We start from the raw sequence: 15645 nt of genomic DNA, 5'->3' as shown, positions 1-15645 counted from the left end.
TTTTATTTTTTATGGGAAGATTTAAAATCTTCAATTGGTTTGGTTTGTTGTAAAGTTTATAAACGGAAAACCGAGACTGTAAATTATTTTACTCCCGTACTTCCAAAACCGCCTTCACCTCTGGAGGTTACAGAAAGTTCTTCTACTACTACCCATTCTGCTCTTTCATGTTTGGCGATAATCAACTGTGCAATTCTTTCTCCATTTTCGATTACGAAAACTTCATTTGATAAATTTACTAAAATTACACCTATTTCTCCTCTATAATCCGCATCTACAGTACCCGGTGAATTTAAAACCGTAACTCCTTTTTTTGCTGCAAGACCACTTCTTGGTCTTACCTGTGCTTCATATCCGATTGGTAATTCAATAAAAAGTCCCGTTTTTACGATGGTTCTTTCTAGTGGTTTTAAAGTTATTGATTCTGTTAAATTAGCGCGCAAATCCATTCCAGCCGAAGCAATTGTTTCGTAGTTTGGCAAATCGTGCTGTGATTTATTTATAATTTGTATTTTCATTTTTATATTAAATTCTAAAAAAATAAAATTGGATTTAACCCGATTCTATTTTCTATTCATAATTCCTTTGATTGTATCCTTTTCATTGTGATAAACAAAATAAATAAAGATTAAAAGTAATGGGATTCCAACGTAATATTTTTCTCTGAATCCGTAAAAAGAAATAGCAGAAAATGCAATTGAAATTCCTAAATAAGCCCCTATTTTCTTCATGTCGTAGGGAATCGGATAATACTTATTTCCTAAAATATACGATATTAACATCATACTTCCATATGCTGAAATAGTTGCAATAGCGGATCCGTAATAACTGTACTTTGGAATTAGAAAGTAATTCAAAACCAACGTTACTATAGCACCAACGATAGAAATATAAGCTCCAATTTTGGTTTGATCTGTCAGTTTATACCAAACCGACAAATTGTTGTAAATTCCTAAGAAGAAATTCGCCAGTATAATTAGGGGCACGACCTTCATTGCTTCCCAATAGGATTTGTTGTCCAGTAAAAGGAATTTCAGGAAATCTGCAAAAACAATTACACCCAATAAAATCAGTGAACCAAAAATAACGAAGTACTTCGTGATAACGGCGTAGGTCTGTGGGGCGTTGGCGTTTTTGGCATGACTAAAAAAGAACGGCTCAATACCCAATCTAAAGGCAGTTGCAAACAAAACCATAAACAAACCTAACTTGTAACAGGCAGAATAAGCTCCAACCTCTGATTTAGCCAAATTTTCAGGCAGTAAATAACCTAGTAAGATTTTATCAAAATGTTCGTTAACGGCAAACGCTAGTCCGGCAACAAGAATAGGTAAACCATATTTCATCATCTTTTTCCAAAGTACCGGATCGAATTTTCGTCCAAGCGAAAGATAATTTGGGGATAATACAACAAAAGTGGCCAAACTGGCTAATAAGTTGGCTATGAAAATATAAGCGATCTGGAAGTTTTCAATATATAAATTATCCCAAACTGAATTTGGGTTTGCGATGGCAAGTTTGGGTAAGTATATTAAAAAGAAAAAATTCAATACCATGTTTATTACCACATTTCCAATCTTTATTGCCGCATAAACCATTGGTCTCTGATTGGCTCTAAGTTTAGAAAATGGCACCAAAACCAGCGCGTCCAGAACTAAAATCCAAACGGAATACGTAATATACTGTGAGTCGACTTCCGCCCAATTTGCCAGCGTATTTCTAAAAATTAATGCTGCAAACAAAAACCCAATTGAAGACCAGAATATTGATATTGTCGCTGTAGCAATCACATTCTTTTTATCGTCTTCTGCACTATAAAACCTAAAAAATGCCGTTTCCATTCCATAAGAAAGCACTACGTTAAAGAAGACCATCCAGGATAAAACGATAGAAACTTCTCCGTATTCTGCCGTTGGTAAAATACCGGTATACAAGCGTACTAATAAAAAACTTAGCATTCGCGGTAACACCGTCGCTAGTCCATAAATAGCCGTTTGTTTGAATAGATTTTTATATAATCCCAAAATATACTTGTAATAAAGTTCGTAAAACAAAAATAACCAATTCTTTCGTTTATTATTGCTTTTGTTGATTCAATAAAAAACGCAACAGGTCTTTTTAGTGTGTTAATTTTGTTTCGTCCAAAATTTTAACAAAATGAAAGCCTTTGGGCCCATAACCTTGATTATAATAGAAACGATGCGCTGCAAAATTACCGGTGAAAGCATCTAGAACAATGCTGCTGCAATCAGAATCTAAAGCCTTTTGTTCGATATAATCTGTTAATAATTTTCCAATTCCTTTAGATCGCTGTCCGGGATCAACAACAAAATTATCTATTTCGAGATATTTACCGGTCCATAATTTAGTTGCGGTCCAACAACCGGTAATTCCCACACATTGCTCTTCTTCAAAGACGCCTATTTGGATATAATTACGCGGTACCATCTCAGAAAGATAAGCTTCGTATTTTTCAACAGTTAGATTCGGATAAAGAAATCGCATGGTTTCAATTTGTGCCAGCATTTCCGGGATCGTAGTAAGTTCTAGTATTTGTAGTTTCATTGGTGTAAAAATAGAGGACAAAAATACTTAATTTTTTTTCATTGCCTGTTATATAATTCACAGCCCATGGTGCGAAATATATAAATAAAGGCTAAAAATTCTGTAATTCATTTTATCCATACTTTTCTAAATTTGCTAAACAGGGATTGATAACAGCTGATCTGTAACCCTACAAAAACAGAGCATTGGGACTAATAAAGCTTGTTTGTTCCCACAAAAGACAAAGCATTGCGGATTTTAAGGTTTCTGCAACTCAATTCTAAAATGGTGTCGATTCTTGTTTTTTGAGTAAAATGAGAATCACCATTTTATAACTATACAGAAAGAAAAACAGTTCTATAAAAAAAGAGCAGACAATCGTATGACTGTCTGCTCTTTTTATTTCTCTTAAATAAATTATCCGTTCAAAGCTTCTGCTCCACCAACGATCTCTAAGATTTCGTTAGTAATAGATGCCTGACGTGCTTTATTGTAAGTCAATTTTAATTGGTTTCTCAATTCAGTTGCATTGTCAGTTGCTTTGTGCATAGCTGTCATACGCGCTCCATGTTCTGAAGCAAATGAATCACGAATTCCTTTATATAATTGTGTTTTCAATGATTTAGGAATCAAAGTCAACACGATTTCTTCTTTTGAAGGCTCAAAAATATAATCTCCAGTTGAAACCGGTACATCAGATTTAATTGGAACTAACGGTAAAAATTGCTCAACCTGAACGATTTGAGTAGCGGCATTTTTAAATTGATTGTATATCAATTCGATTCTGTCGTACTCTCCTGTCAAGAATTTTTCAGTTAAGTTATCTGCAATTGCAGCAACATTATCAAAAGTTAAATGATCAAAAATTGCATTATGATGACCGTGAACTTTATGCGTTTTAACTAAAACATCGTTTCCTTTTTTACCAATAGGAAAAACATCTACTTGTTTTCCTGCGTAAAACTGAGTACGGTTTTTAGTCTCTTTAATAATGTTAGTATTAAAAGCGCCACATAAACCTCTGTTCGAAGTTATCGCAACAAGTAATACTTTTTTTACTTCACGTTGTGTTGTATAATCTCCTCCTACTTCACCATCAAGTGTAGCGGAAAGATTTTGTAACAACTCCGTTAATTTCTCGGCATAAGGGCGCATTGCAGTGATTGCATCTTGTGCTTTCTTAAGCTTTGCAGCAGAAACCATTTTCATAGCCGATGTAATCTGCATCGTCGATGAAACGGAAGTAATTCTATTACGGATTTCCTTTAAATTTGCCATCTATTAATTAGAAAATGTGACAATTTGAAAATTAGATAATCAGAAGTATCCGGAGATATTTTCTAATTATCTAATTGACTAATTCTCTTATTAGTTATATTTTGCTGAAATTTCTTTTGCTGCTTTTTCGATAACATCAGTGATGTTGTCATCTAACTTACCAGCTTTTAAAGCATTAAGAGTATCTTTATGCTTGCTGTTTAAGTATGCTAAGAAATCAGCTTCGAATTCTTTTACTTTATTTACAGGAACGTTTCTTAATAAGTTTTTAGAACCAGCGTAAATAATAGCTACTTGATTTTCTACTGTATAAGGATCGTTTAAACCTTGTTTCAAGATTTCAACGTTTCTTTTTCCTTTTTCAATTACGTTTAAAGTAACAGAATCTAAGTCAGAACCAAATTTAGCAAAAGCTTCTAATTCACGGAATTGAGCTTGATCTAATTTTAAAGTTCCAGAAACTTTCTTCATAGATTTAATCTGTGCATTACCTCCAACACGAGATACTGAGATACCTACGTTGATCGCAGGACGTACTCCAGAGTTGAACAAATCTCCATCAAGGAAAATCTGACCATCTGTAATCGAGATTACGTTTGTTGGGATATAAGCAGAAACGTCACCAGCTTGAGTTTCGATAATTGGTAAAGCAGTTAATGAACCACCACCTTTTACGATAGGCTTAATAGAGTCTGGTAAATCATTCATGTTTTTAGCAATTCCATCATCAGCAATTACTTTACAAGCACGCTCTAATAAACGAGAGTGTAAGTAGAAAACGTCTCCAGGATATGCCTCACGTCCCGGTGGTCTTCTTAATAAAAGAGAAACCTCACGGTAAGCAACCGCTTGTTTAGATAAATCATCATAAACAATTAAAGCCGGACGACCTGAATCTCTGAAATATTCTCCAATTGCAGCACCTGCGAAAGGAGCATAAACTTGCATTGGAGCTGGATCAGAAGCATTAGCTGCAACAATAACGGTATACGCCATTGCACCTTTTTCTTCTAACATTTTAGCAATTCCTGCTACAGTTGAAGCTTTTTGCCCAATTGCAACATATATACAGAATACAGGTTTTCCTGCATCGTAAAATTCTTTTTGATTTAAGATTGTATCGATACAAACAGTTGACTTACCTGTTTGACGGTCACCGATTACAAGCTCACGTTGTCCACGACCAACCGGGATCATAGCATCTACTGCCTTAATACCTGTTTGTAATGGCTCCGTAACTGGCTGACGAAAGATAACTCCAGGAGCTTTTCTTTCTAACGGCATTTCGTATAAGTCTCCACCAATTGGTCCTTTTCCGTCAATTGGAAAACCAAGCGTGTTTACTACACGTCCTACCATTTGCTCACCTACTTTAAGAGAAGCGATACGTTGTGTTCTTTTTGCAGTTGATCCTTCTTTGATACCTGTTGATGGTCCTAAAAGTACCACACCAACATTGTCTTCTTCAAGGTTCAATACAATTGCTTCAAGTCCGTTATCGAATTCAACTAACTCACCGTATTGTACATTAGATAACCCGTAAATACGAGCAATACCATCTCCAACTTGAAGTACTGTTCCCACTTCCTCTAGCGTAGCACCAGATTCAAAACCTTCTACTTGCTTTCTTAATATTGCTGAAATTTCAGCAGGTTTGATTTCCGCCATCTTAATTTATAATTTAGACACTTTTATGTGTAATAAAACTAATTACTTAACTCTCTTTTTAATACTTGCAATCTGTTTGCAACAGAAGCATTGTATTGTTGATCTCCTATTCTTAAAATAAACCCTCCAATAATTGAAGCATCTACCGTATTTTCTATTGTTATTTTTTTATCTGACAATGTTGCGATTTTAGCTAAAACTTTAGCTTCTAATGCAGCATCCATAGGAATTGCTGTTGTAACTTTTGCTACTTCGATTCCATTTCCTTCGTCAAATAATTTACTGTATTCTATAGCAATTTCTGCCAGAATCTCAAATCTTTTGTTCTCAAACAATAAGTGAAATAAACCTTTAGTTACTCCATTTACATTTGCGAAAACTTCTAAAAGAGCACTTTCCTTCACTTCAACTTTTGTAGTTGGGTTTTGAATAAAAGTACTTAATTCTGCATTGGTATCAATTGTAGACGCAATCGATTTCATGTCATTATTGACAACTTCGGCAACACCTTTAGAGTTTGCTAAGTCCAGAATTGCTTTTGCATAACGAATTGCTGCTCTTGTACTTGCCATAATCTTAGTTTAGCTTTACGTCACCTAACATTTTCTCAACTAATCTAGTTTGAGCTTCTTTGTTAGATAATTCTTCTTTTAACAATTTTTCAGCAATGCTTAATGATAAAGTTGAAACTTGAGATTTCAATTCTGCCATAGCAGCATTTTTTTCGCTTTCGATAGCAGCCTTAGCTTGCTCGATCATTTTAAGACCTTGCAATTGCGCTTCGTTTTTAGAATCTGCGATCATTTTCTCTTTGATCTCACGAGCTTCTTTCAACATTGCATCACGTTCAGCACGAGCTTCATTCAAAATTCTTTGATTGTCAGCTTGTAAATTTTGCATTTCTTGTCTTGCGTTTTCAGCAGAAAGTAATGCATCTTTAATACCTTGCTCTCTTTCATTTACTGCATCCAGAATTGGTTTCCAAGCAAATTTTTTCAACAAAAGTACTAATCCAACAAATATTAATATTTGCCAAAAGAACAAACCAAACTCGAACTGATATATTAACTTATCCATTATATAATGATTATAAATTTTATTTTATGACTTTTAAATTGCACTTAATAAAAGCAATTTTAATGTTTTAATTTTAAAACAATAGTTACAACCAACCGTTGCAACTATTGTTTTTTTGTATTTTAATTAAGATGCGAATAACGCAGCGAAACCAATACCTTCAATAAGTGCTGCTGCAATAAGCATAGCAGTTTGGATTTTTCCAGAAGCTTCTGGTTGACGAGCGATAGCGTCCATTGCTGAACCACCGATTCTACCGATTCCTAATGCTGCTCCGATTACAATTAATCCAGCTCCAATGATATTTGGAATTACCATAATAAATATATTAAAAAATTAAACATTCTTTTTTGATTTTAGATTTTGAATGTCGATTTTAGATTGTTATTAAATCTGAAATCTAAACTCTGAAATCTAATTTTAATGGTGAGCTTCTTCTTCGTGATGATGCTCTTCTACTGCTGAACCAAAATAAAGTGCAGACAGCATGGTAAAAATATAGGCTTGTAAAAAGGCAACTAAAATTTCAAGTATTGAAAGTACAAATGACAATCCAAAAGAAAGACTGCTTCCAATCCAGCTTTTAAAGATAAACATTAATCCAATAATACTCATTAATACGATGTGACCTGCAAAGATGTTAGCGTATAAACGAATCATTAACGAAAATGGTTTGATGAAAACTCCTAACAACTCAATTGGCGCCAAAATAATTCTCATTGGTTTTGGCACTCCCGGCATCCAAAAAATATGACCCCAGTAATTTTTATTTGCAGTAAGATTTGTGATTAAGAAAGTAAGGATTGCCAAAGAAAAAGTAATTGTTAAGTTACCTGTAGCATTTATCCCCAGTGGTGTTAATCCAAAAATATTCAAAAACAATACAAAAAAGAATATAGTCAATAAATAACTCATGTATTTTTTATAGTGTTTCTCTCCAATATTAGGAATAGCAACTTCGTCACGAATGTAAACTACTAATGGTTCGAAAATTCTTCCAACTCCAGAAGCAATTCCTCCGTTTTTACCATACGATTTTGCTAAACTTGTAAATAACCAAAACATTAACAATGCAGCTGCCAAAATAGAGACTACTGTTTTAGTAATAGAAAAGTCAATAGGACGAACATTTGTAGGGTGACCCGATTTCTCATCTTCAGTAATTTCTCCAGAAGCATCTGTTCTGTAAATTTTACCATCATGATGATTAATTACATAATAGTTCCCGTTTGATTCTGCCACAGCATGACCATGGTTGAATTTTGATGAAGAAAAAACGTGTAAACCATTATCCCAGATAATAACAGGTAATGGGAAACCATAATGTTTTCCTGTTTCATCATCTTGTGTTAAGGTAAAATCATGAGAGTCTAAAACGTGATGTTTTATAAATCCTTTTATTTTTGATTTTACGTCTGTTGGCTCAGCATGATGTCCTTCTGCACCGGCTGCATGAGCTTCTTCAGTTTGTACATGTGCTGAGTCTTTCTCAACATTTGAAAAACTCATTAATGGCAGACAGGCTACGAAAGCTGCTGTAAGAATAAATCTGAGTGGTTTGTTTGAAATCACCATATCTGTGGAAAATCTTATTTTTTACGTTTCTAAAATTTGCTGCAAAGGTACATTTTTTATTAATATTCAAAAGGATATAAAAAATTATTTTTGAGCATTCTTTTACAGAATCCCTATTTTAACGCTTTTCATTTAATAATCGTACCGTTAGAAGCGTCTCAAATAACAAAAAGAAAATAAATGTTATAAAAAAATTAATTTTTTCAAAACGAACGTTGTGAATCTTATCTAATAAAATTGGTCGCAAAACAATATAAGCCAAAAACATTTGAATAAAAGTCCCTAACATAAAAAACATTCCTATACTGTCAAACTTGTCTTTTTTAAATTTCAACAGGAAACTTAAAAGTACTGTTGCAATTAATAAAAAGATTAAATACAATCTTTCAAGACTATAGTGAAAATCCTGTTCGTTAACCTTTAAAACAAAAAAAACTACCTTATGCAATATATAGGTAGCAGTTGCGAGAAAAAATAAATGTAAAATCGGTCTGTAATTTTTTAAAAGCATTTTCAATAATTTTGCTGCAAAGATGCAACATTTATTTAAAGCTCTTTTATTTGATCTATTACTTTGTCTTGTTAATTTCGTTTACCTGGCGAATTACATTATATAATGCTATAGCAACGCCAACCATGACTAAGATTTTATTGTAGTACACTTTTTCACTTGGGTGATTGTCATCTAACCAAGTTCCTAAATAAGAAAACAAAAAAATAATCGCACCCATTTGAATTGGAATATTAATGAGTGCAATCCACTTATTGTTAGGACTTTTGTTCGGCTCCTTTTCCATTTATTAGTTTTACTTCGTTGGTATTGGTTAACATACTGCAAGTCGCTGTAAAATCGGCACCGGGTTCTATAGAAAGTTTTCCTACGGTAACTTCTCCGTGAATTTGCGCTGTGGCTTTTATATTAAGAACTTCTAAAACCTTTATTTTTCCTTGAAATTCTCCTTCAATATCAGCATTATTACAAACGATTTCACCTTTTACAACACCGGAAACTCCGATAACCAATTTTCCTTGTGAGGTAAAATTACCTATTAATTCGCCATCTAATCTAAAATCGGCTTTTGAAACGATGTCGCCTATAATCGAGGTTCCTTCTACTATTCTATTGGTTTTTCCTAAGAGTTCTGTTCCGTTTTTTTTTACTTTATCAAACATTAGATTATGGGATTTTGGGGGCTGTGTAAACGTCAATATTTTTTTTAATTTGAACTATTTTATAATTGTCGCTCGAGATAATAATTGCCTTATTTGAGATTTTGTATTTTTTATCATCTCTGAAAACACCGGCAAGATCATTAGCGTAAGCTTCCGACTTTATACCATGAATAACCACAAAACTCTGGGTTTTATTGTACCTATCGATAGATGTTCTAAGTTTTAGGAAATTCTCTATGTCTAAAAACTTGTGAATTGCTTCCTCGACTTTTTTTCCAGTCTTAGTATCATCATTAGCAATTGGATAGATAATTTTCCAATTCTTTGCATCAACAGTTGTAAAATCAAGTTTTTCTAAGTTTGGAACTTGTTTTTCTAAAATTTCACGCGCATTTTTCCCTTCTACACTATTCGGATAATTATCGGCAACATTTTCTAAGCCTTTCTTATACGCTGCCAGACCATTTACTTTTCCTAATGTATTCGCTTTCAATAATTCATACTTAGAAACGATCTCATCTCCGGAATATTGATTGATTAAATTATCAATATTGTCCAAGACCAAATCAAATTGTTCTTCCTGGAATAATTTATACCATTTTTGATATTCTTTTTCCGGGAGTGCCAAATCATCGTTACCTGTGTTATTTAAGATTTGTGCATATCTTGAATTTGGATAGTTTGTGGTAATTTTCGATTTTATCTCCTGAGCTTTTCGCGGATCTGTAATTTCGTAAATCTTGTACAAATTGTACATGGCTGGTAAAACCAATTTTTCTTCTGGATTATTTTTCAATAATTGCTCCAATTTACCACTCGCCAAATTGTATTCTTTAAACTTTTCCTTGTAAATAAGCCCTAATTGATAGTACGCAAAATTGCGCTCTTTTCCAATGCTATCCATAGCCAACTCTGTAGCGGGAAGCTGTTTTTCATAAAAATCTGTCGTGTATTTTTCGATAACAATGGTGTCTTTTATCGCATTTAAAGAATCCTGAGTCATCTCTGCTGCTTCTTTTGCTATTGCATCATCGTTTGCCGCTTTTGATGAAGCCATTCTCCAATAACCTCCTAAGATTCTGTTCCCCCAAGACTTTCTAAATTGCAACTTACCATAAGCAACCGTTGTTGGATTGTAAAAATAAAAGGTACTTGTTGTCTCATTAGCAGATGGCGGATTAAAAACTCCAACACCGGGAGGAACAATACCCGGCTGAGATTGTGGATTAACTGCCGTTGGTTCACTATCTGCTTTTGTATTACGCTCTACATTAGCCAGTTTCTCTTTTTCTTTTTCCTCCAGAATACGTTTGGCTTCGTCTTTCTTTTTAAGCTCAACTATATAGTTTTCAAAATATAACTTTCGGTCGGGAGCCGGTAAACCATAAACGGTAATAATACTGTCATTGCGTTTGGCAATGGCCTCGTATTTTATAACATTGTCTAAGTTTTTTCTGTTTTTTTCTATAAATGTAAACTCTCTGCTTTTGGGATCTAATTTTACCAATGTACTGTCATAATATTTCGCAGCCATAGTATAATCTGTATTTTTAAAATACATATTTCCGATATTTCGATAGGTGGAAGCAATGAGATAAGGATCTTTGGATTTTCTGTCCAATGATTTGTTGTAGAATTCTAAGGCATTTTCCTGTTCTTTCCTTTTATCAAAAAAGACACCCATTTCAAAAAACAGTACATCATAATAAGGTCTGTTCTCACGATCTGCTACCAGCTTATTGTATTTTTCAATAAAAATGGTATCATTACCCGTTTCATAATCATACAGTTGTGCCTTTTTTGCATAAGCATGCATCATATATTTTCGATCGGCTTTTCGATTCATATCAATAACTCCGTCGTAATAATAAATAGCGCTGTCTTTTTTACCTTCTTCCTGATACAACTGTCCTAAAATAAAACGGTATCGGGCTTTGTCTTCATTTATTCGGCTAAACTCTTCCGCAATTTTAAGTTTGGTAACGGCACTGTCTCTCTTTTCTAAATTTAAGAAAGCCTCTGCCAATAGTGCATTGGCATCCGAAAAAGTTTGTTTTTTTAGATCTGTGTTTTTTAATAATTTGTTAATGTTTTTTACAACAATCGCATCATTTCCCAGACGCATATTGGTTTTCTCGCGCCAGATTTTTGCGGTATAAATATTACTACTGTTGGGATATTTGTATAAAATATAATTAAATGCTTCTAAAGCCGGAATAAAACGCTGATCATAATATCTGGCTTTTCCTAGCATTAGATAGGCCTCGTCTATCTGAGAATTTTTTTCCCGTCCGCCAATATTCATGGAATGCTTCTGAATGGCTTTTGTTGCTTTTGTTTCGGCCTTCTCGAAATCCGCATTTTTAGCTTTAGTATCATCCGCGAAACTCTCATCGACCTGCATTTTCTCAATAGGCAGCATTTTCCAGAAATTATCCTGATTATTGCCTTGAATTGATTTTAATCCCTTGTCTAAACCTATACCCCCATTGTACAGAATATTATATTTTGTACTTAAAGCATGAGAATTTCGAGACAAAAAAGTGTTGTTTTTGGTAGAGCAGGCTATCAAAAGGAAGAAAAACACCAGAAAAAAGCTATATTTAAGAGTATTCTTTTTCAATAGAAAAGAGTTTAAATCATTTAACTTCTAAAAACGATTTTTAGTATAATGACTTGTAAAAATACGCTTCTTTTTGTAATATCGAAATTTATACTGCAAAAAACGATTCCAATTCTTGTAAGGTTTCTTTTGAAGTTTGAATATCTTTAACTATTTCTCCTTTATTGAGTGCCACAATTCTATCGCAAACCTCTACCGTGTGCTGCAAATCATGACTGGAAACCAGAACGGTTACGTTTGGATCTTCGGCTAATTCTTTAATAATTTTTTTCAATCGACTTACGGTTGTAGGATCTAAATTTGCAAAAGGCTCATCGAGAATAATCACTTCGGGATTACCGATAAGTGTAGCAATTATCCCCACCTTCTTCTGATTTCCTTTAGATAAATCTCGCAGGTACTTTTTGTTTTTCAAGATTTCTCCATTAAAAAACTCTTCCTGTTTTGCTAACAAGGCATCCACATCTGCTTTATTCTGGTGGCGTAAATCTCCAATAAAATAAAAATATTCTTCCGGAGTTAAATACCCAATCAGGAAACTTTCATCGAGAAAAGAACCTGTAAACGATTTCCAATTTTCATTGGTATTAACCTGAATATCATTGCTTTTAATATTTCCTGTCGAAGGCTGAATCAAGTCCAATAATAAACTGAAAAAAGTGGTTTTTCCGGCTCCGTTATTTCCAACTAATCCGAAACTTTGCCCTTTTGGAATCTCAAGATGCTCAATATTTAAAACTGTTGTCCCGTTGTATTTTTTTGAAAGCTGACTTACTTGTATCATTTTGATTGTGGATTTTAGATTGTAGACTTTAGATTGTAGACTTTAGATTGCTGATTTTAGATTGCTGATTTTAGATTAAAAAAGTGATTGTTTCCATCCGATAAAATTATCTCATTATCAAATTGACACATTCTCTAATTAACACATTAATTCTTTTGTTTATACGCACTTATCGTACTGTATTTTTCTATTTTGTACCTTTTTTCAATTAAAGAAAAGACCTTATTTCTAAAAATAAAACCTAAAAAACCGGCTCCGGCAACTAATACTAATCCGAGCGTTTTATCTCCCAAATAAAGTCCGACACCATACAATCCCAAAGGCAATAATATTTTTGGTAACGTCAATAACATGGCATTGACGTTGAACGCTTTTTTATCGCTAAAGGCTCCTCCGGCATTACTCAAATCAATTGGCGTTTTGGTAAATGCGCCTCCTAAAAGTACCATGTGAGAATTAACTCCAATATTATAAATCGCTCCAACAACGATTGTTAAGTATACTTCCCATCCGTAAAAAAGATAAAAAGAAGCGATAATTGTCGAAACAAAAGTCGCAATCACTATCAACCACCATTTTGAAGTAATATAACCGCGATACGGAATATTCTGCGTCATCATCAATTGATAATACGAACTGTCCCAACTTGGTACAAATTGTCCAAAAACAAATAGAAATCCACCTGAAACAAATATCCCGGCAAAAATATACATCACAGCCGGCTGGTGTGAATTTCCAAAAAAGATAAGCCCGTAAAACAAAAAGAGAACACTCATTAAAATAGTTGTTTTTGATCTCTTGTTCCTCTTAATCAATTTAATATCATTCTTAAGAAATGTCCCCAAAGTACCAAACTGATTCAGCCACGAAAGATTTTCTGTGCTGGCAATGTCTTCTTTTTTAGAAAGTCCTGCATCTAAATATAAATTGTTTTTAAAATATTTAAATGTAAAGACATACAAACTAACTAATACCAAAACCGGGATAAAAACCATTCCATTTGTGTTATAAAACCCTTGAAAAAATGGAGCTGTAAAAGTTGTAATGTCGAATATCTTGTAGTATTGTGCTGCTCCTAAGGCCACAATTACAGCTACAAAAACAACAAATAACTTGTCGATATTACTCAAAATGATATTCAGAAAGTTGTTGATATATACTAACGAAAGAACCGCCAGATGCCAAAAAATAATACCCATAATATCATATCCCTCAATAGCTAATACGATCGAAAAAGGAAGAAAGAACAGCGCATGGACCCAATTAAAAAAAGATAAAGCTGTTTTGCCCAGCGAAAAATGAACAATTGTTGGTTTCTTAAAAGGTAAAACCAATAACGGTTTTATATTGAGCACCGGTATGGCCTGCATCAGCAATCGAATAACGAGGTCGAACAGAAAATAATAAATTAGAAATCTGTTAACCGTAACTAATGGTTCCAGATTCATTTCTTTAAGCATATAAAAGGCTCCAACACCCATCCCTATAAAAAGGATTGAAAAATAGATCATCAAGAAACCGATCAGAATTTTCATGGCCAAATTAGAACCAAATGAGGCAGATCGAATAAAGGCTTTCCATTCCAGGTAAATAAACTTTTTAATCATGGTTCTTTGGTTTTCAGTTTTATAGTAAGAGATCAAATGTAAGTAAACGTTACAAAAAAAGTTAAAAAAAATAATTTCGTTACCATCAATTAGCTGTTGTTTGCTACTTTTGCAGAAAATATCATATCATGCCTTCATTCTTAAAACTTATAATTAAAGAGGTAAAACGTGAAACTGCCGATGCTGTTTCTGTTCTTTTTAATGTTCCCGAAGAACTAAAACCGGACTATAAATTTGTTGCCGGACAATATATAAACTTAAAACTAACCCTTGATAACCAAGAGATTAGACGTGCTTACTCAATTTGTTCAGGACCGGAAAGTGGTGAATTAAGAATTGCGGTAAAAGCGGTTAAAAATGGTTTGTTTTCGCAATTTGCAAATACCAAACTAAAAGCCGGAGATGTTCTTGAAGTAGGGCACCCTGAAGGAAAATTTACTTTCGAACCAGATGCTGAAAGACAAAAAAATTATGCAGCTTTTGTAGCAGGTAGCGGAATCACTCCTGTACTTTCTATTATAAAGTCCGTTTTAAAAAGTGAACCAAAAAGCTCATTTGTATTGGTTTATGGAAATAAAACACCTGAAGAGACGATCTTTCATCAGGAATTACATGATTTACAATTGCAATATGTAGGGCGCTTATTTGTGCATTATGTATTTAGTCAGGCTAAAGCTGAAAATGCTTTATTTGGCAGAATTGACAAATCGGCTGTGAATTTTGTATTGAATAACAAACATAAAGAATTACAATTTGATAAATTCTACTTGTGTGGTCCTGAGGAAATGATCAATACGGTTTCGGGTATTCTAAAAGAGAAAAACATAAAAGAATCTGCTATTAAGTTTGAGCTTTTTACTTCTTCTACTAAAGAAAATCAAATCAATACCTCATTAGAAGGACATACAAAAATTACGGTTTTAGTTGATGATGATGAAGTTACTTTTGAAATGTCTCAAAAACAAACGATTCTTGACGCAGCACTAAAACAAGGAATCGATGCTCCTTATTCTTGCCAAGGCGGAATTTGCAGCAGCTGTCTAGCACGTATCACAACAGGAACGGCAGAAATGACTAAAAATTCTATTTTAACTGACCGAGAAATTGCTTCCGGTTTAGTCTTGACCTGTCAAGCACACCCAACATCGGAGACTATTTACGTAGATTTTGATGACGTTTAGGAGGGTTTCTTAGTCGCAGTCGCGGTTTTCAGTCTCAGTTTACAGATATAAAAAAAGAGTTTGCTTTGCAAACTCTTTTTTTTGTTGTTATTTATTGTGACATATAAACAGTAAGATGTGACTAAAAACTGAGAC

15 protein-coding genes are annotated in these 15645 nt (G+C 33.7%); 1 reads left to right on the top strand and 14 read right to left on the bottom strand.

Going from position 1 to position 15645, the window contains the following annotated elements; all coding sequences use genetic code 11:
- Nucleotides 1-83 precede the first annotated feature (83 nt).
- From dut to LNP23_RS04815, 14 genes are all read right to left on the bottom strand, one after another.
- The gene (gene dut / locus LNP23_RS04880; protein ID WP_230004115.1) at nt 84-518 is read right to left on the bottom strand and encodes a dUTP diphosphatase; all 435 of its coding nucleotides are present in this window, start codon (nt 516-518) and stop codon (nt 84-86) included.
- Nucleotides 519-563: 45 nt separating this feature from the next.
- On the bottom strand, nt 564-2024 hold the full coding sequence (locus LNP23_RS04875) for a lipopolysaccharide biosynthesis protein (protein ID WP_230004113.1): 1461 nt from the start codon (nt 2022-2024) through the stop codon (nt 564-566).
- Between the two features lie 94 nt (nt 2025-2118).
- Nucleotides 2119-2565: a GNAT family N-acetyltransferase gene (locus tag LNP23_RS04870; RefSeq protein ID WP_230004111.1), complete on the bottom strand. Its 447-nt coding sequence runs from the start codon at nt 2563-2565 to the stop codon at nt 2119-2121.
- A gap of 396 nt (nt 2566-2961) precedes the next feature.
- Nucleotides 2962-3822 (bottom strand): ATP synthase F1 subunit gamma, encoded by an 861-nt coding sequence (atpG, locus tag LNP23_RS04865; RefSeq protein ID WP_230004108.1) that lies wholly within the window; start codon nt 3820-3822, stop codon nt 2962-2964.
- Between the two features lie 90 nt (nt 3823-3912).
- Complete coding sequence (atpA, locus tag LNP23_RS04860) at nt 3913-5490, bottom strand: F0F1 ATP synthase subunit alpha (RefSeq protein ID WP_047774652.1); 1578 nt, start codon at nt 5488-5490, stop codon at nt 3913-3915.
- Between the two features lie 38 nt (nt 5491-5528).
- Entirely contained in the window at nt 5529-6062 is a 534-nt protein-coding gene (atpH, locus tag LNP23_RS04855; protein WP_230004106.1) for an ATP synthase F1 subunit delta, read from the bottom strand.
- Between the two features lie 4 nt (nt 6063-6066).
- Nucleotides 6067-6567: a F0F1 ATP synthase subunit B gene (locus LNP23_RS04850; RefSeq protein WP_047774649.1), complete on the bottom strand. Its 501-nt coding sequence runs from the start codon at nt 6565-6567 to the stop codon at nt 6067-6069.
- 126 nt (nt 6568-6693) lie between these two features.
- Nucleotides 6694-6885 (bottom strand): ATP synthase F0 subunit C, encoded by a 192-nt coding sequence (gene atpE, locus LNP23_RS04845; RefSeq protein ID WP_047774646.1) that lies wholly within the window; start codon nt 6883-6885, stop codon nt 6694-6696.
- Nucleotides 6886-6987: 102 nt separating this feature from the next.
- Nucleotides 6988-8142 carry a F0F1 ATP synthase subunit A gene (atpB, locus tag LNP23_RS04840; protein ID WP_230004104.1) on the bottom strand — a complete coding sequence of 385 codons (1155 nt, stop codon included), beginning with the start codon at nt 8140-8142 and terminating at the stop codon, nt 6988-6990.
- Nucleotides 8143-8711: 569 nt separating this feature from the next.
- Nucleotides 8712-8939: an AtpZ/AtpI family protein gene (locus LNP23_RS04835; RefSeq protein ID WP_047774642.1), complete on the bottom strand. Its 228-nt coding sequence runs from the start codon at nt 8937-8939 to the stop codon at nt 8712-8714.
- Complete coding sequence (locus LNP23_RS04830) at nt 8911-9315, bottom strand: bactofilin family protein (protein WP_047774640.1); 405 nt, start codon at nt 9313-9315, stop codon at nt 8911-8913. The genes LNP23_RS04835 and LNP23_RS04830 overlap by 29 nt, the downstream gene beginning before the upstream one ends.
- 4 nt (nt 9316-9319) lie before the next feature.
- Nucleotides 9320-11938: a type IX secretion system periplasmic lipoprotein PorW/SprE gene (porW, locus tag LNP23_RS04825; protein ID WP_230004102.1), complete on the bottom strand. Its 2619-nt coding sequence runs from the start codon at nt 11936-11938 to the stop codon at nt 9320-9322.
- An 88-nt stretch (nt 11939-12026) separates the two neighbouring features.
- On the bottom strand, nt 12027-12722 hold the full coding sequence (locus tag LNP23_RS04820) for an ABC transporter ATP-binding protein (RefSeq protein ID WP_230004100.1): 696 nt from the start codon (nt 12720-12722) through the stop codon (nt 12027-12029).
- Between the two features lie 146 nt (nt 12723-12868).
- A complete protein-coding gene (locus tag LNP23_RS04815; protein WP_230004099.1) occupies nt 12869-14329 on the bottom strand; it encodes a DUF5687 family protein in 1461 nt (486 codons plus the stop codon).
- A 128-nt stretch (nt 14330-14457) separates the two neighbouring features.
- On the opposite strand from LNP23_RS04815, the gene LNP23_RS22875 reads away from it, so the two are divergent.
- Nucleotides 14458-15510: a ferredoxin--NADP reductase gene (locus tag LNP23_RS22875; RefSeq protein WP_305070196.1), complete on the top strand. Its 1053-nt coding sequence runs from the start codon at nt 14458-14460 to the stop codon at nt 15508-15510.
- Nucleotides 15511-15645: the final 135 nt, after the last annotated feature.

The organism is Flavobacterium cupriresistens, assembly GCF_020911925.1.
In the GTDB taxonomy this organism is placed as follows: domain Bacteria; phylum Bacteroidota; class Bacteroidia; order Flavobacteriales; family Flavobacteriaceae; genus Flavobacterium; species Flavobacterium cupriresistens.
The sequence above is the reverse complement of the archived record's forward strand: the minus strand, read 5'-3'. Positions and strand labels throughout refer to the sequence as shown.

Bases quoted from the DNA above. Each gene is read 5' to 3' on its own strand.
- LNP23_RS04815 (WP_230004099.1), bottom strand. From the start codon at position 14,329: ATGATTAAAAAGTTTATTTACCTGGAATGGAAAGCCTTTATTCGATCT.
- atpB (WP_230004104.1), bottom strand. From the start codon at position 8,142: ATGGTGATTTCAAACAAACCACTCAGATTTATTCTTACAGCAGCTTTC.
- LNP23_RS04830 (WP_047774640.1), bottom strand. From the start codon at position 9,315: ATGTTTGATAAAGTAAAAAAAAACGGAACAGAACTCTTAGGAAAAACC.
- atpE (WP_047774646.1), bottom strand. From the start codon at position 6,885: ATGGTAATTCCAAATATCATTGGAGCTGGATTAATTGTAATCGGAGCA.
- LNP23_RS04820 (WP_230004100.1), bottom strand. From the start codon at position 12,722: ATGATACAAGTAAGTCAGCTTTCAAAAAAATACAACGGGACAACAGTT.
- atpG (WP_230004108.1), bottom strand. From the start codon at position 3,822: ATGGCAAATTTAAAGGAAATCCGTAATAGAATTACTTCCGTTTCATCG.
- LNP23_RS04850 (WP_047774649.1), bottom strand. From the start codon at position 6,567: ATGGATAAGTTAATATATCAGTTCGAGTTTGGTTTGTTCTTTTGGCAA.
- LNP23_RS04870 (WP_230004111.1), bottom strand. From the start codon at position 2,565: ATGAAACTACAAATACTAGAACTTACTACGATCCCGGAAATGCTGGCA.
- LNP23_RS22875 (WP_305070196.1), top strand. From the start codon at position 14,458: ATGCCTTCATTCTTAAAACTTATAATTAAAGAGGTAAAACGTGAAACT.
- atpH (WP_230004106.1), bottom strand. From the start codon at position 6,062: ATGGCAAGTACAAGAGCAGCAATTCGTTATGCAAAAGCAATTCTGGAC.
- atpA (WP_047774652.1), bottom strand. From the start codon at position 5,490: ATGGCGGAAATCAAACCTGCTGAAATTTCAGCAATATTAAGAAAGCAA.
- dut (WP_230004115.1), bottom strand. From the start codon at position 518: ATGAAAATACAAATTATAAATAAATCACAGCACGATTTGCCAAACTAC.
- LNP23_RS04835 (WP_047774642.1), bottom strand. From the start codon at position 8,939: ATGGAAAAGGAGCCGAACAAAAGTCCTAACAATAAGTGGATTGCACTC.